The sequence below is a fragment of the Pseudoruminococcus massiliensis genome, assembly GCF_900291955.1.
Classification (GTDB): Bacteria; Bacillota; Clostridia; order Oscillospirales; family Acutalibacteraceae; genus Pseudoruminococcus; species Pseudoruminococcus massiliensis.
The window spans coordinates 159,451-182,408 of the sequence record NZ_OLMR01000003.1 but is presented as its reverse complement, the minus strand read 5'-3'; the positions used below and the strand labels follow the sequence as shown (position 1 = coordinate 182,408).

Sequence of the window (22,958 nt, the reverse complement as noted above, 5' to 3'; positions counted from 1 at the left end):
CTGTTTTCTCACAGCTCCATTTTTCGTCTACTTATTCATTAACATTTTGTTTACTCATTCAAAGCCAATCTTCCTTTGAATTTATGTGCTTGCAAAACCATAGAGTGTAGAGTATAATATTAAAAGATATACTTATAGATTGGAGATGCACAATATGACAACAATAGAAAATGAAATAGTAAACTTAGTTGATGATATTATTGCAGACTATGATAAAGGTCGTTCTATTGATAAAATCAATACTTTTAGTCAACCTGATAAAGAGGTTGTTATTGATATTGTAAATAAGCTTCAGAAAATTATTTTTTCAGGCTACTTCAAGAATAAATCATATCACAGTTATACTCTAAAGAATAATGTTACCATGCTTCTTGAAGATGTTCTCTATAATCTTTGTAAGCAGATTTCATTAGTGCTTAAATATTCTAAAGATTACAAAGACCTCAACGAAAGCAGCCTTTATGCAGAATCTCAGAAAATTGCCCTTACATTTCTGAAGAAAATACCGCATATAAGAGAATATATAGAAACAGATGTTCAAGCAGCATTTGAGGGCGACCCTGCGGCATTTAATAAAGAGGAAATTATTATTTCATATCCTGGATTATATGCAATATTTATAAATAGAATTGCACATGAGCTTTATAAGCTTTCTGTACCGCTTATTCCGAGAATGATGACCGAATATGCCCATAGCAAGACAGGTATAGACATTCACCCAGGTGCAGAAATCGGGAAATATTTCTTTATTGATCACGGAACTGGCATCGTTATCGGAGAAACTACAATTATAGGTGATAATGTAAAGGTTTATCAAGGTGTTACTCTTGGTGCATTATCTACAAGAGGTGGACAAAAACTCAAAAATAAAAAGCGTCACCCAACAATTGAAGATAATGTAACAATCTACTCTGGAGCATCAATTCTTGGTGGAGAAACAGTTGTTGGCAAAGATGTTGTTGTTGGTGGTAATGCTTTCATTACGAAATCTATTCAAGCTGGAGCAAGAGTAAGCATAAAGAATCAAGAATTAAGCTGTAATTATGATGCAGAACACCCTGTTGAAAGAGCAGAGCTTGAACAAGACGAAAGCTGGTATTATGTCATATAAATTTATATATTGAATAGGATATCTAAGATAACAGTGTTGTATAATACTGTTATCTTTTTTTCTTGAGGTAAAATGAATTGTTGTTTATATAAAAAGAAATTTTGAATATAATAAGGAATAGCATTCAAACTTGGGTAAAAGATGAATGACTTTCTTCAAGAGATACAACAGAACACATTGAAACTATTTATGTTTGAGTATGTCGATTTTTTACATAACTATTGTATTCGATAAAAACAAAACTGACTCCGTTTGAAAAACGAAATCAGTTTGTTGCTTAAAATTTAATTTTCTACATCAAATGGATTCTATTTGTATTATCTGCACAATCTTGGGCAGGTCATTATATGAGGAGGTTAATCATTATAGTAAAGATTTGTTTTCTTTTCTTTATCAAAAATATGTAATGCCTTGTTATTAAAACCAACTGTAATTTTATCCCCAGGTTGATAGAAGATAGATTCGGCATCTGCGTCAAGAGCAGGGATACGAATTGCAGTATCCTTATTATCAATATAAGCGTGAAGATGAACTTCGTTGCCAAGCATTTCGCTTACTTCTACGATAGTATCAACAGATAATTGACTGCCTTGTGGTACTATTGCAAGATTTTCAGCTCTTACACCGAGTGTTACTGGCATAGACTTAACATTATTTTTAGTGTAAACCTCTTGCATTTTGTCATTAAGTCTAATAACCATACCTAATAATTTTACAGAATATCCATTTTCATCTTTAATAAGCTCTGCATCAAAGAAATTCATTTGAGGTGTTCCTATAAAGCCTGCAACAAATATATTTCTTGGGAAGTGGAATACTTCTATTGGAGTTCCAACCTGTTGAATAAAGCCATCTTTCATGATAACTATTCTATCACCGAGTGTCATAGCCTCAACTTGGTCATGAGTAACATAAATAAATGTTGTACCCAATCTTTGATGAAGTTTTGAAATTTCTGTTCTTGTTTGAGCTCTCAATTTTGCATCAAGATTAGAGAGAGGTTCGTCAAGCAAGAAAACCTTTGGGTCACGAACTATTGCGCGTCCAATAGCTACACGCTGACGCTGACCGCCTGAGAGAGCCTTTGGCTTTCTTTGCAGAAACTCAGTAATTCCAAGGATTTCTGCTGCTTCTCTAACTCGTTTGTCAATTTCTTCACGAGGTACTTTTCTTAGTTTTATTGAAAAAGCCATATTATTATAAACTGTCATATGAGGATAAAGTGCATAGTTTTGGAAAACCATAGCAATATCTCTATCTTTTGGAGCAACATTATTAACAAGCGTATCGCCTATATATAATTCACCATCGGTAATGCTTTCAAGACCGGCAACCATTCTCAAGGTGGTTGATTTTCCACATCCTGATGGTCCGACGAATACAACAAATTCTTTGTCCTTTATATTGAGATTAAAATCGTGAACAGCTACTACATTGCCGTCATAAACCTTTTTTATATTGCGGAATGACAAATCTGCCATTATAAATCTCCTTCTTTCGTTTTATTATGAGGGGTTATTACATATTTTTCAATCTGTGGCCATGAATTAAATGACGCTGTAAAGCTCATTATTGAGAAACCAAATACTATTGGCAGAAACAATCCTACTGGAAAGTAGCCTATTGCTACAAATATAATTACTGCCTGAACTATCATTGTAATAAGAGTTCCAAATGGTTTTATGAGATATAGCGCCAAAGCATTCCTTATTATCTGCTTAAGTGATAGGTCAACAGACGCTATCATAACATATACATAATTGGAAATCGCAAAGAACATTATCGCAACCGCCAAAACCAACGCTACAAGAATAGCTGAGAATGTAGAATTATCTATCAGCTTTGAGTAAACACCTATTGCAACATATGCAAGAGCTATAAATACAAGCTGAATTGCTGCAAAAGCTGTATTTTTCTTCCATTCTTGCTTAAAGCCTTTCATAAAATCGTCTATTACATATGCTTGCTCATCTCTTGCAAAACGGCTCATAACTCTTGTTAAACCGCCGATTGCAGCAGGGATTGTAACTATCGGAATACAAAAAAGTATAAATAGAAGATTTGCTCCGATTATACGCCAAAAGGCTTCGTAAAAAAGCATAAGATATAGAGTTATTCTGTGCTTAGGATAGCGTGTTTTTTTATCATAATCTTTCTGTGGTGCTTTATCCTTTGCGAGTATCATAATTGCTTCATTCCTTTTTATAATTTATTATTTAATAGCACCATCAACAACACCCTTGATAATCTTCTTTTGTGCGATAAGATAGAAGATAACAACTGGCAACATTGAAAGTATGAGTGCGGCTGTCGCAATATCCCAGCTACTTGTAAATGTGCTGAAGAATTTACTTGTCTGAAGTGGAAGTGTATACCATGATTGTTCTTTGAGAACAAGGCTTGGTAAGAGATAGTCATTCCAAATCCACATAATCTGAAGAATTGCAACAGTTGTGTTTATAGGAGAGAGAAGAGGGAAGACTATTTTCCAGAAAGTCTTAAACATACTACAACCGTCAATCATAGCAGCTTCTTCAAGCTCCTCTGGAACCCCTTTTATAAATCCGTGATATAGCATAATTGCCATACTACAGCCAAAGCCAAGATAAGTAAATACTAAGCCAAAAGGATTAAGTATATTAAGACCGTTAAGCGCAAATGTTGCATCACCAAATGATATTGAAAAAATTTCTTTGCTTCCCATAATAGACATAAGAGGGAGCATTACACACTGGAAAGGTATCAAAAGTGCAACTGCAAAAAGAATAAACATAAGCTTTGAAATTTTTGTTTTATATCTGACAAGAACCCATGCTGCCATTGAAGAAAATAGTAATATCAGAGCTGTAGAAACTACTGTTATCCATACAGAGTTCCAAAGAGAATTGAAGAAATTCATTTTCTCCATAGCTTTTGGGTAGTTATCAAATATAAATGGATTTGGCCAACCCAAAACATCTGTGAGTATACCTTTTTGATTCTTGAAGGAATCCATTAAAAGTATAAAAATAGGAAGCAAAAATAAAATCGCTACTAAAAAGCCTATTACTATTTTCAGATATTTAAAGAATTTATTTTCACCTGTCATGTTTCTACCTCCGCTCTCTTAGTAGCGATAAGCTGAATTATAGAGATTGTTGCAACTGAAATAAGGAAGATTACAGCCTTAGCCTGTGCATAGCCTGTTTGGTTAGAAACAAATGCGGAGTTATAAATATTTAGTGCAAGCATCTCATTGCAGTGGTTAGGACCGCCCTTTGTTAGTGCAAGGTTTTGGTCAAAAAGCTTAAATGAGTTTGAAAGCATAAGGAAAAGACCAACTGTAAATGCAGGAACAACCATAGGAATAGTTATGCTAAAGAGCCTTCTCCAGCCACCTGCACCGTCTATCGCAGAAGCTTCTATAACGCTGTCTGGAATATTCTGTATTGCGGCAATATAAATAATCATCATATATCCGCCCATCTGCCAGACCATAACTATAAGCAATGCGAAAAATCCTGTTGTGCTGTCTGTCAGCCAGTTACGGAAAAATTCCATTCCTGTGGCTGTATAAATTGCATTAAAAACCTGCTTAAAGATAAACTGCCATGCAAAGCCCAAAAGCAAACCGCCTATAAGGTTAGGCATAAAGAATATCCCTCTGAGTAGAGTTGCTCCACGGAATTTCTTTGTTACAAGAAGTGCCAGTGCAAAGCCCACTACATTGATACATATAACAGCTGTTATAGCAAAAAGAGCTGTGTAACCAAAAGAATACCAGAAATTGGAATTATCATTTGTAAAAAGCTTAATATAATTTTCAAAACCTATGAAATTAGCGTTTCCTGAACCTTTCCAATCTGTTAATGAATAGTAGATACCTATAACTGTAGGAATTAGAACTACTATTGCAAAGGAAATCAAACATGGTGCAAGAAAAAGCCAAAAACCCAATTTGGAGCGTTTCATAATATTGTTTCCTCCATTTCTTAAAAAGCAAAAAGGGACGCGATAGACCTATCCACCGCACCCCTTTTAATAATTATTATAAATTTATTATGTCGGTTTATTGCTTCGTACTAATTATTTTTTAGCTTCTGCCCAGCCATCTTGAGCTGTTTTTACAACTTCGTCCCAAGTTTTTTCTCCAGAGATATATGCCTGAACTGCTGCACCGAATACATTCTGTCCCCAACCATCAGGTGTACCCTTGAATACTGCGTTAACTACCTTGCCAGAGGAGCTGAGGTCTACAACTGCCTTTGAAAGTGGGTCTGATGGTGCGAGGTCACCATAGTTATCAAACACTGGAATAAATCCAAAGCTATTTACAACTATATCCTTACCTTCATCACTCTGATAGAGCCAGTTAAGGAAATCTTTTGCAGCAGTCTTTTCAGCATCGCTTGCCTTAGCATTAACTGTCCAATACTGAGAAAGGATAGAAATCATAGCAGCATCTTGATTATCTCCACCGATAGGCATAGGAAGAAGTGTGAGATTCTTAGCTGTTTCTTCGTCAATCTTATTGATTTCATTGTATGCCCAGTTACCCTGCTGAATAACTGCAACCTTACCTGTTGAAATATCAGGGATAGCATTACCTGAATATGTATAGGTTACTGCACCCTTCTTATTGTCTGCAAACTCAGAATATTTGAGCATCATATCAGTATAATCTTTGTATGTATCAGCATATTTCATTTCGACTGTCTTTGAATTATATGCCTTGAATGGGTCGCCTTCAAATTCAGGAGTGAGGAAAATATTTTCTGCGTGGTCACCAAGAACCCATGTTTCTGCACCTTGAACGGCTGTTACAGCTTTAAGATTCTTACAGCTATCTACATTTGCAAGAGAACCGTCCTTGATTTTTGCATCAAGCTTTGAGAATGCGTCATCAAAATCCTTCATAGATTTAAGATTTGAAATATCAATGCCTGCATCGTCAAAAATCTTCTTGTTGACAACAAGTCCAAGTCCCTCTGTTGAAACTGGTAAGCCATAGACCTTACCATCAACTGTCAGAAGGTCAAGAGAACCTTTTGTTGCGTGACTAACCCATGGTTGGTCGCTAAGGTCTTCAAGATAATCCTTATAAACTTCATATTCAGATGGACCAATAGCATTAAAAATAGTTGGCATTGTACCTGCGGACATATCTGCCTTAAGGACTGTGCCAATATCTGTGCCAGCACCGATTGACTGATATGTAATGGTTACATTTGGAGCTACACTCTTATATTTTTCGATAGCTTTTCCAAGCTGTTCATCAATTTCTGCCTTAAATTGCTTAATAGTAACAGTTACAGGCTCATTAGAAGATGACTTGGAATCTGTGCTACTTGCAGTTGAGCTTCCTCCTGTACTTGTACTATCACTTTTAGAAACGCTACATCCTGCCAGAGCTGCTGTGGAACAAATAGATGCTACGAGTAATGCTGCTAAGATTTTCTTTACTTTCATTGTTTTTCTCTCCTTGTTAAAAAAATTTTTGCAAGTAAAGTTTATTTTACTTTACCGCACCCATTGCTAAAATTATAGTTTATTTAAACTATAAAAGTCAATCTATTTGAAAATTTTTATATATTTTCTATATTCAGAGCTAAAAAGCAAAGCAAAACTAATGCTTTTTCTCTGTTTTGCTGAAAAAATTTCTATTATTACTAAATAAAAAGTGCTTTATTTATGCAATTTGTTCAGCAAATGACATAAATATACTCAGAATATAGCAAGAATATATTTAATATAAACATATTTTATTATTTTGCTTTTTAAAAATTGCCATTATTCACATACGATATTTGACATAATCATTTTGAAATGCTATTATTTTATAAAATATTAAAGGAAGTGCATATATGATTATTGATATTCATACTCATATAGGTTTGGCATCAGATTTTAATTTATCTGAAGAAGATGTTCTATATTCTATGAAAGCTTATAATATTGATTATTCAATTATTTCAAACATTGATGCTGTTGAATACTACCCTGATTTAACAGAGATACCGATTGAAATGCAGAAATCACAGTTTGAATGTCTTAATGATTGTATTAAAATAGCAAGAAAAAATCCCAATAAATTAGGTGTGGCATTTTGGTTTAAACCACACACAGAAAGACTCACTCGAGAAATTGAAGATACTGTAAAAGCTAATCTTGATATAATTAAAGCTCTAAAGCTTCACCCTTATTATAGTAAGACATCAACGGATAGTCCTGAAGTTGAAGAATATCTATGTTTTGCAGAGGAACTTAATCTGCCTATAATAATCCATACTGGCGGCTGTAAGGAGGCAGAACCTATCACTGTATATAACGCAGCAAAGAAGTTTCCTAAGGTTAAGTTTATTATGGCTCATATGGGGCTTGGCAGTGATAATTCAAAAGCAATAAAACTTATAAGCAGTTTACCAAATTTATATGGTGATACTGCGTGGGTACCAATTAAAAGTGCAATTTCTCTTATAAAGAATTCCTCATCAGAAAAGCTATTCTTTGGCAGCGACAATCCGATAGATGGTAAAGACACCTATCTCCATAATAAAACTGGCGACCGTAGTCTTTATCAGGAATATTTTAATGAACTTAAAGAACTTATTTCCGAGAATGACTACAATAATATTATGTATAAAAATGCGTTAAGGGTATTTAATCTTCCTTTCAATATATAACATATAACTTTCATAGCATAATATTTCAGAACAACCTGAAATATTATGCTATTTTCTTATATGAAAATATGAAATTATATATGTATGCACCAGCTTATAAATCTGTACATCTTGAAAATATAAAAACTGTACTTTTTAATAGGTGCAAACATATGTTATAATATAAAAGCTTTTTTAAAAATAATATCAAATAAGAGGGTTAAATAATGAAAAGAATAGTAACAATTCAGGATATTTCTTGTATCGGTAAGTGTTCTCTTACAGTTGCACTTCCAATTATTTCGGCTATGGGTATAGAAACTGCAATAATTCCAACCGCTGTACTTTCAACACATACAATGTTTTCAGATTTTACATTCAAAGATTTAACAGACCAAATTCAGCCTATTTCCGACCATTGGAAGAAAGAAAACTTCAAGTTTGATGCAATATATACTGGTTATCTTGGTTCAGCAGAACAAACAAAACTTGTATGTGATTTCTTTGATAGATATAAGACAGATGACAACATTATCTTTGTTGACCCTGCAATGGCAGATAATGGCAAGCTATATCCTGCTTTTGATAATAATTTTGCAAAACTTATGGCTAATGTTTGTGCAAAGGCTGATATTATAGTTCCTAATCTTACAGAAGCTTGTCTGATGACTGACACAGAATATAAGACAGAGTATGATGAGCAATATATTTTTGATATACTTCATAAACTTACCGCAATTGGTGCTAAGAAAGCTGCAATTACTGGTGCAAGCTATAACGGTAAATATGGCATTGTAGGATATGATAGCGAAAAAAATACTACTTTCTCATATTTCCACAAGAAGCTTCCTACAAGCTATCATGGGACGGGAGATGTATTTTCATCTGTATGCGTAGGTGCTTTAAACAATGGTTTATCACTTGATAAGGCAATCAAGATTGCCGCAGATTATACAGTTGAGTGTATACGCATTACAGCAGAAGAAAAAGGTGCCAATGCTTATGGAGTAAACTTTGAGCTTGCAATTCCATATTTACTCAGTCTTCTTAAAAATGAGAAATAATCTTTGTATGTTGATTTTTAACTTTTTGGGCGATATAATTAAAAAATTTCCATGTTATTCTTGATTTTTTTAATGAAAAATGTTATATTAGTGTTAATAAGTATATACTAAAACACATATAATTAAGCTCGGAGGCAAATATTATGAAATGCCCTTTTTGTACCTATGCTGAAAGTAAAGTTATTGATTCTCGTCCGACAGATGAAGGCGAACGCATACGAAGAAGGAGAGAATGCTTAAAATGTGGCAAAAGATTTACAACCTATGAAGTTGTAGAAACATTGCCAATAGTTGTTGTCAAGAGTGATAATTCCCGCCAGCCATTTGATGGTGAAAAGCTTTTGAATGGCTTATTAAGGGCTTGTGCAAACAGACCTGTTTCTTTAGAAACACTTCAAGGTGTTGTAGATGATATTGAAGTTAAGCTTCAAAGTAGTCTTGACCGTGAAGTAAGCTCAAAATATATTGGAGAGCTTGCAATGGAAAAACTAAAAAGCATAGATGAGGTTTCATATGTCCGTTTTGCTTCTGTATATAGACAATTCAAAGATATAAATTCCTTTATGGAAGAGCTTTCAAAACTCTTAAAAGAAAAGTAATTCATTTTTTGAAATTTTAGAAGATATGACACTTATTTTTAAAGTGTAAACTGCCCCAAGTTGTACTGTCTGCACAACTTGGGGCAGTTTATTTCAGGAAAATGATATATTATACCTTTTTATACTTATTTATCTTCTAAGTACAGATTTTTGTATATATAATAAAAACTATGTTACTTTCAAGATGATTTTTTAATAAAATAACACTTAGTGCAAACTGTACTATTTTATTTTCACAATAAAAAAATATTTAATATTAATAGAGAATTTACAATATGTTAATTTACGAAATTTGAAAAATATAGTATTATTACTTATAAACACATTTCTGATGTGTTTATTTGGAGTGATGATGTGTTTGGTTATTTAAAACCCGATAAGCCTGAACTTAAAATTCGTGAATATGAAGAATATAAAAGCGTGTATTGTGGGCTTTGTAAGTATCTTGGTAAAGATTATGGGATAGTTTCCCGACTTACACTTAGCTATGATTGCACATTGATTGCAATGCTTATAATGTCACTTAGAAATGAAAGTATAAATTATTCAAAAAAACGCTGTGTTGTAAATCCACTGAAAAAATGTAATTTTTGTTTTTCAAGTGGTGAAAGTTACCATTTTGCAGGAGCTGTTTCTGTAATTATGACTTATTATAAGCTTGAAGATACTATTTATGACTCAGGCTTTTTCAAGGCGACAGCAGCAAGGCTTTTAAAGCTTATTTTTAAGAGAAGTCATAAAAAAGCTATCGCTGCTTATCCTGAAATTGAAGAAATTACAAAAAATATGATGTCAGAACAGCTTGAAATTGAAAAACATAAAAATAGCAGCATCGACTGTTCAGCAGACCCTACTGCAAAAGCTATATCAAGGTTGTGTTTGCTTTTTGCAAAAAACGATGATGAAAAAATCATTCTTAAAGAATTTGGATATTATATTGGAAGATGGATTTATCTTATGGACGCTGCTGATGACTATTTTGAAGATAAAGAGAAGAAATCTTTTAATCCTTTTGCAAGCCATTTTAGTAGTTATGATAAAATTTCTAATTTTGAAATTATGGATTATTGTAATTCCACACTTAATTTAACAGTTTCAATGGCGATTTCTGCGTTTAATCTTCTTGACTTAACAATATGTAAACCGATTTTAGAAAATATAATAAATCGTGGTCTTGCATCTGCGCAGAAGCAATGCTTATTTATTGATAAAAAGAAATATTTTGAAAGAAGTGATATAGATGAATGACCCATATAGTGTTCTTGGTCTTGATGGTAATGCTTCTGAAGAAGAAGTAAAAAAAGCTTACCGTGAGCTTGCAAAAAAATATCACCCTGATAATTATCAGGACGGACCTTTGGCAGACTATGCATCTAAAAAAATGGCGGAAATAAATGAGGCTTATGACCAGATTATATCTGAGAAAAGAGCTGCTAAAAAAGGCGGAAATAATGAATATTATAATGCTGGGACAGCTCGTGCATCTTCAAACTATGCTGATGTAAGAAATCTTATAAATACAGGAAGATTTCAAGAAGCGGAGCAGATTCTTAATGGTATTCCTTTTGAGGGTCGTGATGCTGAATGGTACTTTCTGAATGGCGTTATTATGTCTAATAAAGGGTGGCTTGATGACGCTTATAATAGCTTTCAGACAGCTTGTCAGATGGACCCATCAAATAAAGAATATAATGCAGCATATAACCGTATGAAAAACCGTAGAAATGGTTCAAACGGCGGATATAACAGGGGTGGCGGACCAGTTTTTTGCTGTACTCCTTGTGATATTTGTACCAGTCTTGCTTGTGCAGATTGTTTCTGCGATTGTTGCTGTAATTCCTGCCGTTAATGGAGGCAATTATGAAGCAAAATAAAAAGCTAATCTTAAGCTCGATTGTAGCTGCACTTTCTTTGTTTCTTATGATAATTGCAGGAATTATACCAATAGGCACATATGCGATACCAGTAGTTGCAAGCCTACTTTATATTGTTCTTGTGAAAGAAATAGGCTACGGTTGGGCAGTAATGGCATATGCAGTAACTTCTATTATGTCATTAATTCTTTGTGCTGATAAAGAAACCGCTATTAATTTTATACTTTTCTTTGGGTATTATCCTATCTTGGAAATGCAACTTAAAAAAATAAAGCTTTTAGTTCTTAGAATAATTGTTAAGCTAACAATTTTCAATGCAGCTATGATAGTGATATTTTATATAGCAACTTTTGTTCTTATGGTTCCTGCTTCAGCATATACAGTATTTGGATTGTATATTCCATGGATAATACTTGCAGTTGGTAATGTAGTATTTATTATCTATGATTACGCATTGACAGGTCTTACAGTACAATATGACAAATATTGGAGCAAGATTGTAAAAAAGATTATTAAGTAATTATTCTTAATTTTAAAAACATAAAATATCATAACATTTCAAAAAATCTGAAATGTTATGATATTTTTTATGCAGAAAACTCTATTTTTATTTAAGTTAAATAACAATATTGTTAATATAATTTGAGTTCGATGTTCTTTGATTTGATAAATTAAAATAAATGGCTGTAGTCATAATTTTGCTTAATAATATGGATGTTTTCGGTAGAGCTTGTTCATTTACCTATTAGTTTTTTAAAAATTGCAATATTCATTATTTCAGGCTATGTATAGACATAAGAAATTATTTGTGATAAAATACAAAATATAATTAACTTTATTTTTATTATTATACAGTAATAAGCATATAAAAGATTAATTGATAGATGTAGTTGATATTATTTAAATAGGAGCAGAAATAATATGCAAAAAAGAAACCGAAGGCTATTAAGTTCAAAGCTAAATAAATATATTATTCCAGGAATAATGATGTCATTAGCATTGCAGCTTGGAAATATTGTTGATACAATTTTTGTGAGTAATTTTATTGGCGTTGATGCTATGTCAGCTATTACAGCAAGCCTGCCAGTTGAAACAATAATTCAGCTTGTTGGATATTGTCTTGGTATAGGTGGTTCAATAGCGGTAGGAATAATGCTTGGCAAGCGTGATAAAGAAAGTGCATCAAAGCTTTTTTCGGCGACACTTATTGTGACTGTTTTAGTGGGTTTGATTTTTTCAGTTTCATCATTCTTTATTGCCGAACCTGTCGCTAAGATGCTTGTTCCTGGCAGTGATTTATTTTATTATACAAGGGATTATATTTTTATAAGCTTGCTTGGGGCTCCGATTATTGGTGTTGGATTGATGATGATAAGTTATCTTGGTGCAGAAAATCACCCTGAGCTTGCTTCCACTTATCTGATAGCCGCTAATGTTATAAATCTTGTATTAGATTACATATTCCTTAATTTTACACCAATGGGCATATCTGGTGCATCACTTTCTACTGTTCTCGGTTTCCTGATTGCAATGGTTGTTTTTATTTTCTATGTTCGTTCTGATAAGCGAAATATTAGCTTTGTATGGCTTAAATTTAAGGATTTTGCGATTATCAAAGAGGCAATTATTACTGGTATACCAATGCTTGTTTTTATGGCAACAAGCTTTATAAAAGCACTTGGAATCAATATGATAATAATAAATCTTATTGGTGATGACGGCTTGGCAGTATTCACTGTTTGTGATAATGTTCTTATGATAGTAGAAATGTTTGTCGGAGGCATTATAGGTGTTATTCCAAATGTAGCTGGTGTACTTTATGGCGAAAAAGATTATGTAGGATTGCGTGTTCTTTGCAACAAGATGCTTAAGTATAGCTATATAGTTCTTGCTGTAATATTTGTGCTTATTATGATATTCGCAGAGCAGATAGCTATAATGTTTGGTAGTGATGGTGGCGAACTTGGTGTACAAATGGTAAATTCATTGCGAATATTTGCATTTTGTGTTGCCCCATATCTTTGGAATAAATTTATGGTAAGCTATTATGAATCTATTGAAAAAACCTCAATCGCAAGTTTTGTTACTTTACTTGAAAATGCACTTATAGTTTTGCCTACAACTCTTGCAGGGGTGCTTATATGGAAACAGATTGATGGAATCGGTATAGATGGTATTGCTATTGGCTTTGTTATTTCTGAAATAATAACTGTTCTTGCGGCTTATGTTTTTAGAAAGATAAAATATAAAAAATCATCTTTCTATATAATTCCTAAAGAAAATCCTGGCATAAATCTTGATTTTTCAATTCAAAGTACAATGGGCGAGGCACAGAAGGTTCATAGGGAAATTATGAGTTTTTGTTCTGAAAATAAAATTTCTAATAAGAAAGCAAATCTTGCAGCTGTTTGTGCTGAAGAAATGACAGTAAATATTATTAAGTTTGGTGGAAAATCTTCAAATTGGATTGATATTAACCTTTGCCTTGAGGACGATTTACTTCGTCTTAGAATAAGAGATAATGGTGTAAACTTTAATCCGCTTGATTATGAAAATGACAGTGATGAATTTGATATACACGGAATAGAACTTGTCAAGAAAATTTCTAAATCTATGAATTACATTCGTGCGATAGATATGAACAATACAATAATAACTTTTTAGGAGTGATTGAAAATGTCAGAAATAAATGAAACTAAGTTTGACTTTGAGTTTCAACCAGTAACTAAGCTTTTTGAGGAACAAGTAAGTCTTAATCCTAATAAAACGGCAGTCATAGCTGGTGATGAGAGTCTGACTTATACACAGCTCAATGAAAAAGTAAACAGGGTTGCAAATTCATTGCTTGAAAAGGGTGCGGGTCGTGAAAAAATCATAGGAGTTATGCTTGAGCGCTGTTGCGATTTCTATTCTGTAAGACAGGGAATTTTAAAGTCAGGTGGTGCCTTTGTTGTAGCAACTCCAGAATATCCTGATGACAGAGTAGAGTATATCTTTGAAGATTCAGAAGCAATGTTTGTTATTACAACAAAGGATATTGCCGAAAAACGAAAAGAACTTTTTTCAAAGCTTAAATGCGATATACTATTGCTTGATGAACTTCTTGAAAACGCAAATACTACAAACCCTGATGTAGATATAAAAGAACACGACCTCTGCTATTGTATATATACATCAGGTTCAACAGGAAAGCCCAAGGGTGTTATGATTGAACATATCAATCTTGCTAATTTTGTAAATCCAAATCCTAAAAATGGAGAAACTCTTGGCTTTGTAGAAAGAGGAAGTGTATGCCTTGCAATGGCTGCTATGACCTTTGATGTATCTATCATGGAAGAATTTATTTCACTTACAAATGGTCTTACCGTAGTTATAGCAAGTGATGAGGAAATTCTCAATCCGCTTATGCTTGGTGAACTCATTATAAAGAACAAAGTCGATATAATGGCAACTACTCCAACATATGTTTCAAATATAATCGACCTTCCACAGTTAAAGAAGGCTATATCACAAATAAAAGTATTCGACTTTGGTGCAGAGGCATTTCCACCTGCACTTTATGAAAAGATTCGTTCAGTAAATTCCGATGCTTATATTATGAATGGCTATGGCCCTACTGAAGCGACTATAAGCTGTACAATGAAAGTTATTGATAACAATAAAAAAATTACCATAGGTATACCTAATGCCAATGTAAAAGCTTATATTGTTGATAAGGATAATAAACTTTTGCCAGACGGTGAAAGCGGCGAGCTTGTTATTGCGGGTTTAGGAGTAGGCAGAGGATATGTTAAGCTTCCTGAGAAAACTTCAGCTGTATTTATCAAGATTAACGGTGAGAAAGCCTATAAAACAGGTGACCTTGCAAAGATAAATGAAGACGGCGAAATAGAATTTTTCGGAAGAATAGATAATCAGATTAAACTGCGTGGTCTGAGAATTGAATTAGGCGAAATTGAGGAAGTAATAAATAGCTTTGATGGTGTGCTTACAAGCATTACTGTGCCAGTTGATAATAAATATCTTTGTTGCTACTTTACAGCTGACCGCAAAATCAGCCCTGATGAACTTATAGATTATGCCTCAAAATCACTTGTACATTATATGGTGCCAGAGGTATTTATTCAGCTTGAAAAAATGCCAATGACCCAAAATGGAAAAATTGACAAAAAAGCTTTGCCAAAACCTCTTGCACAGCCAGAAAATCTCAAAGTACCTGAAACACAAATGCAGAAAAAGATTTTCGACATTGTTGCGAAGATTATCGGCAATGACTTTTTCGGAATTGATACAAGCTTTTATAGAGCAGGTTTGTCTTCTATTAGTGCAATGAAGCTTTGTGTCATTCTTTCTGATGAATTTGGTGTAACAATTAAAACAAGTGATATTCACGATAATAGTACTGTTGAAAAACTCGAAAGCTACATAAAGTTTGCACCAAAAATCAGAACCTACGAGAAACGAGATGTATATCCGCTCACAGGTTCACAGAAAGGTATATTTGCAGAGTGTAGCAAAAATCCAGATAGCACAATTTATAATATACCATTCCTTTTCAAGCTTGATTCGGAAGTTGATGTAGGAAAGCTATCGAATGCAATTACTGCTACTGTAAAAGCTCATTCTTACTTGCTTACAAGAGTATTTTTGAATGATAATGGTGAAATGGTGCAAAGCCCTTGTGATGAAGAATTTATACCAAAGATTATAAATCTCACCGATAAAGAGTTTGATTCTGTCAAAAATAATCTTGTTCGTCCATTTAAGCTTGAAAAAAGTCGTTTGTTCCGCTCTGAGATTTATATAACAGAGGATAAAAAGTACCTTCTTACAGATTTCCACCATATTATTGCGGATGGAAATTCCTATGATATAATTTTTGCTGATATAAATAAATCCTATATTGGCGAAAAGCTTGAAAGTGAAACTTATACTGGTTTTGATGCTGCTCTCGATGAAGAACAGCAGATTAAGGACGGAAAATATAAAAAGGCTGAAAAGTATTTTGATAGTATTTTTGAAGGACTCGAAACAGAATCGCTTCCACTTCCTGATAATTCAGAAAAAAAGCCTGAAAAAGGCTATACAGAAAAGCATATAAGAATTTCAGAAAATAAAATCCTTGCCTATTGTGAAAAACTTGGTGTTACACCTAACACCTTATTTACAGGCTTATTTGGTATACTTATGGCGAAATACTCAAATTCTGATGATAGTCTTTTCGCTACAATTTATAACGGCAGAAATGATTCAAGGCTTGAAAATACAGTTTGTATGCTTGTTAAGACACTTCCAGTTTATTGTTCATTCGAGGATAAAACCAGCATACAATCATATATGAATGGTCTTTCTGAACAGCTTGTATCTTCAATGGCAAATGATATTTTCCCATTCTCGGATATTTGTGCTAAATATGGACTTAATTCAGACCTTGTTTTCGCATATCAGGCAGAGCTTAGCGATGATTACTCAATAGGTGATACTGTTGCAAATGGCGTTGACCTTTCACTTGATATGCCGAAGATGCCTTTGCTTATTCAGGTAAGAGATTATAATAACGAATATGTACTTACCGCTGAATATCGCAGTAATATGTATAGCAAGGATTTTGTTGATGAAATTCTTGAGGCATATGAGGCGGCTATGTCCTCTATGCTGAAATCGAAGTATATTTCTGAAATTTCTATTATTTCAGAAAATGCACTCGATAGAATAACAAAATTCAATAATACAGAGAACGAGTATGACAGACAAAAGACACTATCTGATATGTTTGATGATATTGCCATTGCTGTGCCAGATAATACAGCGGTTGTATTTAAAGATAGAAAATATACATATAAAGAACTTGATGAAATCAGCGATAGACTTGGAAAATATATCTCATCAATGGGACTAGGCAAGGAAGATGTTGTAGCAATTCTTATTCCAAGATGTGAATTTATGGCTATTGCTCCGCTTGGCGTAATTAAAGCGGGAGCGGCATATCAACCGCTTGACCCAACATATCCTAAGGATAGACTTATGTATATGCTTGGTGATTCATCGGCAAAGCTTCTTATTGCAGACAGAGAGTTGTTGCCATTGGTTGATGGTTTTGAAGGTAAAGTGCTGTTTACTGATGAAATTATGCAGCTTGAGGACAGAGATATTGAGTTGAAAAAGCCTTGCCTGCATGATTTGTTTATTCTCTTATATACATCAGGTTCGACTGGTGTGCCAAAGGGCTGTATGCTCGAATACGGCAATATTACAGCTTTCTGTCATTGGTATAAAAAATATTATGAAATAGATTTTGAATCAAAATTGGCCGCATATGCTTCATTCGGTTTTGATGCGTCTATGATGGATATTTATGGTGCTTTGGCAAATGGTGCGGAACTTCATATTATTCCAGAGGAAATCCGTCTTGACCTTATCGCACTTAACAATTATTTTGAATCGAATTGTATTACACACGCCTTTATGACAACTCAGGTTGGCAGACAGTTTGCAATGGGAATTGATTGCAAGAGTTTGAAGTATCTGTCAGTAGGAGGAGAAAAGCTTGTACCTTGTGAGCCACCTAAGAATTTCAAATTTATAAATGGCTATGGCCCAACAGAAAATACAATTTTCACAACTGTATTTGAAGTAGATAAATATTATAATAATGTTCCGATAGGCAAAGCTCTTGATAATGTAAAGCTTTATATCTCGGATAAATTCGGTCATATGTTGCCCTGTGGTGCTTGTGGAGAACTGATGATAGCTGGTTATCAGGTTTCAAGAGGTTACTTGAATAAGCCTGAAAAGACCGCAGAAGTTTATACAAAAAATATTTATGATGATACAGAGGGCTACGAAACAATGTATCATTCAGGAGATATTGCAAGATATCTTCCTGACGGAAATATTCAGATAATCGGCAGAAAAGACGCTCAGGTTAAAATTAGAGGTTTTAGAATAGAACTTCCTGAGGTTGAAGAAGTCATAAGAAGATATAAGGGCATAAAAGATGCAACAGTAGTTGCGTTTGATGAACCAACCGGTGGAAAGTATATCGCTGCATACATTGTATCTGACAGCAAGATTGATATAAATTCTCTTAATGACTTCATAAAAGAAACAAAGCCACCTTATATGGTTCCTGCTGTTACAATGCAGATTGATAAAATACCTCTCAATCAGAACCAAAAGGTCAATAAAAAGGAACTTCCAAAGCCTGAGAAAAAGGCGGAAGAAATTATTAAGCCGGAAAATGAGATTCAGCAAAAAATATTTGATTGTGTTGCAGATGCACTTGGTCATACTTCGTTTGGTATAACATCAGATATTTATTATTCAGGACTTACTTCAATCAGTGCGATAAGATTGAATATATTGCTTTCAAAAACCTTTGATATAGTCATCAAAACTTCAGATATAAAGAATAATCCTACTGTTCAAAAGCTTGAAAAGTTCATTGGAAATGCAGGAAAGAGCAAAAAGAGAGAAGTGCGTGAAGTTTATCCGCTCACGAATACTCAAGAGGGTATTTTTATTGAGTGTACTGCAAATATGGGTACAACAATTTATAATATTCCTTATCTATTAAAGCTTGGTAAGGGCGTTGAGCTTGAAAAGCTTGCTAAGGCTATTGACAAAACAGTTGAGGTTCACCCATATTTGAAAACTCGTCTTTTTATGGACGATGACGGAAATGTTATGCAAAAGCGAGATGACAGTCTTAGCTATAAAACTCCGATAATTGACGGAATGAATAGGTCAACACTTGTCCGTCCTTATATGCTCTTTAATGAACAGCTTTTCAGATTTGAGCTTTATAGAACAGTTGGCGGAAATTATCTTTTCCTTGATATTCACCATATTATTGCCGATGGTACTTCGCTTGCAATCATAATAAACGACATAAACAGAGCCTATGCAGGTGAAAACCTTGAAGCAGAAAAATATACGTCTTATGACCTCGCACTTGATAACAGTGACGCTTTGAAGAGTGATGTATATAAAAATGCAGAGAATTATTATAAATCTGTGTTTGAAAATGCGGGTGGCAGTATAAATTTCTATCCGGATAAAGAGGGTTCTGCTCCTGCGGCAGATAATTTCAGAAAGGAAGTTTCTGAAATTTCAGTTCAGACAGTAAAAGATTTCTGCAAAAAGAACGGAATTACTGAAAATGTATTCTTTATTTCTGCATTTGGTCTTGTACTCGGAAAGTATAATTTTAAGGATAAATCTGTTTTCACTACTATTTATCATGGCAGAAATGATTCCAGACTTTCTGAAACTGTTGGTATGCTCGTAAAGACATTGCCTGTTTACTGCGATTTTTCAGGAAGTACAAAGGATTATCTTACAGATGTTCAAGAACAGCTTATCGGTTCAATGAATAATGATATTTATCCTTTCTCACAGATAAGTCGAGAGTTTAATATCAAGGCTGATGCTATGATTGTTTATCAAGGAGATAATTTTGAGTTTGATACAATCGGCGGCGAATTTGCAAGTGAAGAACCTGTACAGCTTAATGCCGCAAAAGCACCTGTTTCTGTAAATATCTGTATCGAAAGAAATAAGTTTATATTTGAGATTGAATACAGAAGTGATATGTATTGTGAGGAAACTATCAAATATCTTGCAGATAACCTTGCGATTTCAGCAAAGGGACTTCTCAGAGCATCTGAGCCAAAAGATATAAAGCTTATGTTTGAAGAAGAAACAAAGATGATTGATAATCCTGAGCATATAGGCAAAACCTTTGTTGATTTATTCAAGGAAACAGTCGCAAAATATCCTGACAGACCTGCTGTAAGAGATAAATTTGGGGAACTTACATACAGAAAGCTTGACAAAATGTCAGATTATGTCGCACAAAAACTTACTGAAAATGGTTTTGGCAGAGAAAAGGTAACAGGTATCCTTTGTGGAAGAACAAAAGACTTCACTGTTGGATATATTGGTGCGATGAAAGCTGGCGGGGCATATGTTCCGCTTGACCCGGAGTATCCACAGAGCAGAATTGAATATATGCTTAAGGATTCTGGAGCAGAAAATCTTATTGTAGTAAGCAAATATCGTGAACTTGTAAGCTTCTATGATAAGAATATAATTTATCTTGATGATGTTGCTGAGAAATCCGAAAACTTTGAGCTTTCTTTAGAGCTTACGCCCCCAACTCCTGAAAATCTTGCGTATATGATTTATACATCAGGCTCAACAGGCAAGCCGAAGGGCGTTATGCTTGAACATAGAAATCTGCTTAATCTTATTGAATATATTACTACTTCAAGAAAATTAACTGCCGATGATGTTACTTCAGAATTTGCAAGCTTCTGCTTTGACGCATCTGTATTCGATTTATTTGCACCGCTTACTGTTGGTGCGGTTCTGTATATTTTCCCAGAGGATATAAGAAAAGATGCTGTTGCAGTTTGCAAGTGCATAAAAGATGAAAAATTAACAACTGCAACCTTCCCGACACAGATGGGCGAATTGGTCACAGAATTGCTTGATGACGCTCCAAACCTTAGATTTGTAACGCTTGGCGGTGAAAAGTTCAAATATTACCGTAACCGTACTTATCAGATGGTAAATGGTTATGGGCCAACAGAAAATACAGTTTCATCAACAGAATTTTTCGTTGATAAGCAATATGATAATATACCAATAGGAAAATCACAGCTTAATGTTCGTAGCTATATTCTTGATAAGGATTTGAACAGACTTCCTATTGGTGCTTCTGGTGAGCTTTGCCATTCAGGCAGACAGATTTCAAGAGGTTATCATAATCTCCCAGAAAAAACATCAGCTGTTTTTGTAGAAAATCCATTTTCGTTATGTGATGATGATAAGCGTCTTTATAGAACTGGTGATATGGTTCGTATGAAGGGTGACGGAAACATTGAGTATATTGGCAGAATTGATTCTCAGGTAAAAATCAGAGGTTATCGTATAGAGCTTAGTGAAATCGAAGGTGCAATGCTCAAGAATGAACTTGTAAAGAGTTCAGCGGTTAAAGTTATTGAAAAGGGCGGAAATAAATATATCACCGCTTACTATACAGGCAAAAATATACCTGATGAAAGCTTTAAGAAATTCCTTGAACCTTTGATTCCTGATTATATGATGCCGTCATTCTTTGTCCATATTGATGAAATGCCTATAACTCCAGGTGGAAAGATTGATAAAAAGGCTCTGCCATCACCTGATATAAATATAGTAAGAGATAATTATGAAGCTCCTGTAACTGCTTTGCAGACAGAGCTTTGCAAAATCTTTGAAAAGTCGCTTGGCATTGAAGGTGTGGGCATAAATGATAATTTCTTTGAATTGGGTGGTTCATCGCTGACAGCATCAAAGGTCGCTATAATGTGCCTTTCAAAGAATATTTCTATCGTATATGCTGATATATTCAAATATCCTACTGTTCGTGAGCTTGCAGACCTTGCCGATGATAACGAGCCTTCAGAAGAAGCTGTAAGTGATAATGAATTTTCGGGCTATAATTACAACAGAATCCAGAGCGTTATCAGTGGTAATACCATTGAAAATGTAGATATGGTAACAAAAGAAAAGCTTGGCGATATTATGCTTACAGGTGCAACTGGATTCTTAGGAATACATATTCTTAAAGCATATCTTGATAATTACGATGGTAAGGTATATTGTCTTGTAAGAAAAGGAAGTTATGAATCTCCTGAAAAACGAATGATGAATATGCTTATGTATTACTTCGATAATCCTTGCAAGGAGATGTTCAAAGAACGCATAGTTTGCGTAGATGGAGATATAACTTCAAAAGAACAGGTTGATTCTCTTTCAGAATATAAGTTTGATACACTTATCAACTGTGCTGCTTGTGTTAAACATTTTGCATCTGATGATGTCCTTGAAAAAATAAATGTACAGGGCGTTGAAAATCTCATAGAGCTTTGCAAAAATAACGGACGCAGATTGATTCAAATTTCTACTGTATCTGTTGGAGGAGAGGGCTCAGACGGAACTCCTCCAATGTCAAGACTTTTCTGTGAGAACGATTTGTATATCGGTCAGAGTATCACAAATGAATATATCCGAACAAAGTTCCTTGCTGAAAGAGCTGTACTTGAGGCTGTTTCGAGTGGTTTGGACGGAAAGATTATTCGTGTTGGTAATCTTATGAGTAGAAATTCTGATGGAGAATTCCAGATTAACTTTATCACAAATGGCTTCCTCAGAAGCTTGAAGGGCTATAAGGCTGTTGGAAAGTTCCCAATGGGCAGTATGCACGAAAGTGCGGAATTCTCGCCGATTGATTCTACTGCACTTTCCGTCTTGAAGCTTGCACAAACCGATAGAAGATTTACAGTATTCCACGCTTGCAATAGTCACCGCATATTTATGTCAGATTTGATTTACGCAATGTGTAACTATGGCTTTAAGATTGACATTGTAAGAGATGAAGATTTTGAAGCTGCGGTAAAGAATTTTGCAAAAAACAGTGATAACTCTGATGCTGTTTCAGGACTTATTGCTTATACATCTCATAATGAAAATGAAATTTATACATTAGATTATAGCAATAGCTTCACTTCACAAGTTCTTTACAGGCTCGGTTATAAGTGGCCTGTCACAGATGACAAATATCTTGCAAGTGCAATAGAGGCACTCGATAAACTTGCATTTTTTGATTAATTTTTGGAGGT

14 protein-coding genes are annotated in these 22,958 nt (G+C 34.1%); 9 read left to right on the top strand and 5 right to left on the bottom strand.

All coding sequences use genetic code 11. The features are described from left to right. Positions 1–154: 154 nt before the first annotated feature. The gene (gene epsC, locus C9914_RS06185; protein ID WP_181013441.1) at positions 155–1,111 is read left to right on the top strand and encodes a serine O-acetyltransferase EpsC; all 957 of its coding nucleotides are present in this window, start codon (positions 155–157) and stop codon (positions 1,109–1,111) included. Between the two features lie 356 nt (positions 1,112–1,467). On the opposite strand, the gene C9914_RS06180 is transcribed toward epsC, so the two are convergent. From C9914_RS06180 to C9914_RS06160, 5 genes are all read right to left on the bottom strand, one after another. Beyond that, on the bottom strand, positions 1,468–2,592 hold the full coding sequence (locus C9914_RS06180) for an ABC transporter ATP-binding protein (RefSeq protein WP_022265092.1): 1,125 nt from the start codon (positions 2,590–2,592) through the stop codon (positions 1,468–1,470). Then, positions 2,592–3,296: a YesL family protein gene (locus tag C9914_RS06175; RefSeq protein ID WP_106764141.1), complete on the bottom strand. Its 705-nt coding sequence runs from the start codon at positions 3,294–3,296 to the stop codon at positions 2,592–2,594. The genes C9914_RS06180 and C9914_RS06175 overlap by 1 nt, the downstream gene beginning before the upstream one ends. A 27-nt stretch (positions 3,297–3,323) precedes the next feature. After that, the gene (locus tag C9914_RS06170; protein ID WP_106764140.1) at positions 3,324–4,199 is read right to left on the bottom strand and encodes a carbohydrate ABC transporter permease; all 876 of its coding nucleotides are present in this window, start codon (positions 4,197–4,199) and stop codon (positions 3,324–3,326) included. Next, on the bottom strand, positions 4,196–5,062 hold the full coding sequence (locus C9914_RS06165) for a carbohydrate ABC transporter permease (RefSeq protein ID WP_022265095.1): 867 nt from the start codon (positions 5,060–5,062) through the stop codon (positions 4,196–4,198). Before C9914_RS06165 ends, C9914_RS06170 begins: the two co-directional genes overlap by 4 nt. Positions 5,063–5,176: 114 nt before the next feature. Then, positions 5,177–6,559, bottom strand: a complete 1,383-nt coding sequence (locus tag C9914_RS06160) for an ABC transporter substrate-binding protein (protein WP_106764138.1) — start codon at positions 6,557–6,559, stop codon at positions 5,177–5,179. Positions 6,560–6,954: 395 nt separating this feature from the next. On the opposite strand from C9914_RS06160, the gene C9914_RS06155 reads away from it, so the two are divergent. From C9914_RS06155 to C9914_RS06120, 8 genes are all read left to right on the top strand, one after another. Further along, positions 6,955–7,773, top strand: coding sequence for an amidohydrolase family protein (locus tag C9914_RS06155; RefSeq protein WP_106764137.1), 819 nt, complete (start codon positions 6,955–6,957; stop codon positions 7,771–7,773). 206 nt (positions 7,774–7,979) lie between these two features. After that, positions 7,980–8,816 carry a pyridoxamine kinase gene (locus C9914_RS06150; protein WP_106764135.1) on the top strand — a complete coding sequence of 279 codons (837 nt, stop codon included), beginning with the start codon at positions 7,980–7,982 and terminating at the stop codon, positions 8,814–8,816. A 143-nt stretch (positions 8,817–8,959) separates the two neighbouring features. After that, positions 8,960–9,415, top strand: coding sequence for a transcriptional regulator NrdR (gene nrdR, locus C9914_RS06145; RefSeq protein ID WP_106764134.1), 456 nt, complete (start codon positions 8,960–8,962; stop codon positions 9,413–9,415). Between the two features lie 354 nt (positions 9,416–9,769). Beyond that, complete coding sequence (locus C9914_RS06140; protein ID WP_106764132.1) at positions 9,770–10,663, top strand: DUF5685 family protein; 894 nt, start codon at positions 9,770–9,772, stop codon at positions 10,661–10,663. Next, positions 10,656–11,264 (top strand): J domain-containing protein, encoded by a 609-nt coding sequence (locus tag C9914_RS06135; RefSeq protein WP_022265101.1) that lies wholly within the window; start codon positions 10,656–10,658, stop codon positions 11,262–11,264. Before C9914_RS06140 ends, C9914_RS06135 begins: the two co-directional genes overlap by 8 nt. Positions 11,265–11,275: 11 nt before the next feature. Next, positions 11,276–11,809 carry a hypothetical protein gene (locus C9914_RS06130; protein ID WP_106764130.1) on the top strand — a complete coding sequence of 178 codons (534 nt, stop codon included), beginning with the start codon at positions 11,276–11,278 and terminating at the stop codon, positions 11,807–11,809. 401 nt (positions 11,810–12,210) lie between these two features. Further along, positions 12,211–13,953: an MATE family efflux transporter gene (locus C9914_RS06125; protein ID WP_106764128.1), complete on the top strand. Its 1,743-nt coding sequence runs from the start codon at positions 12,211–12,213 to the stop codon at positions 13,951–13,953. Between the two features lie 12 nt (positions 13,954–13,965). Next, positions 13,966–22,947, top strand: a complete 8,982-nt coding sequence (locus C9914_RS06120; protein ID WP_106764127.1) for a non-ribosomal peptide synthetase — start codon at positions 13,966–13,968, stop codon at positions 22,945–22,947. Positions 22,948–22,958: the final 11 nt, after the last annotated feature.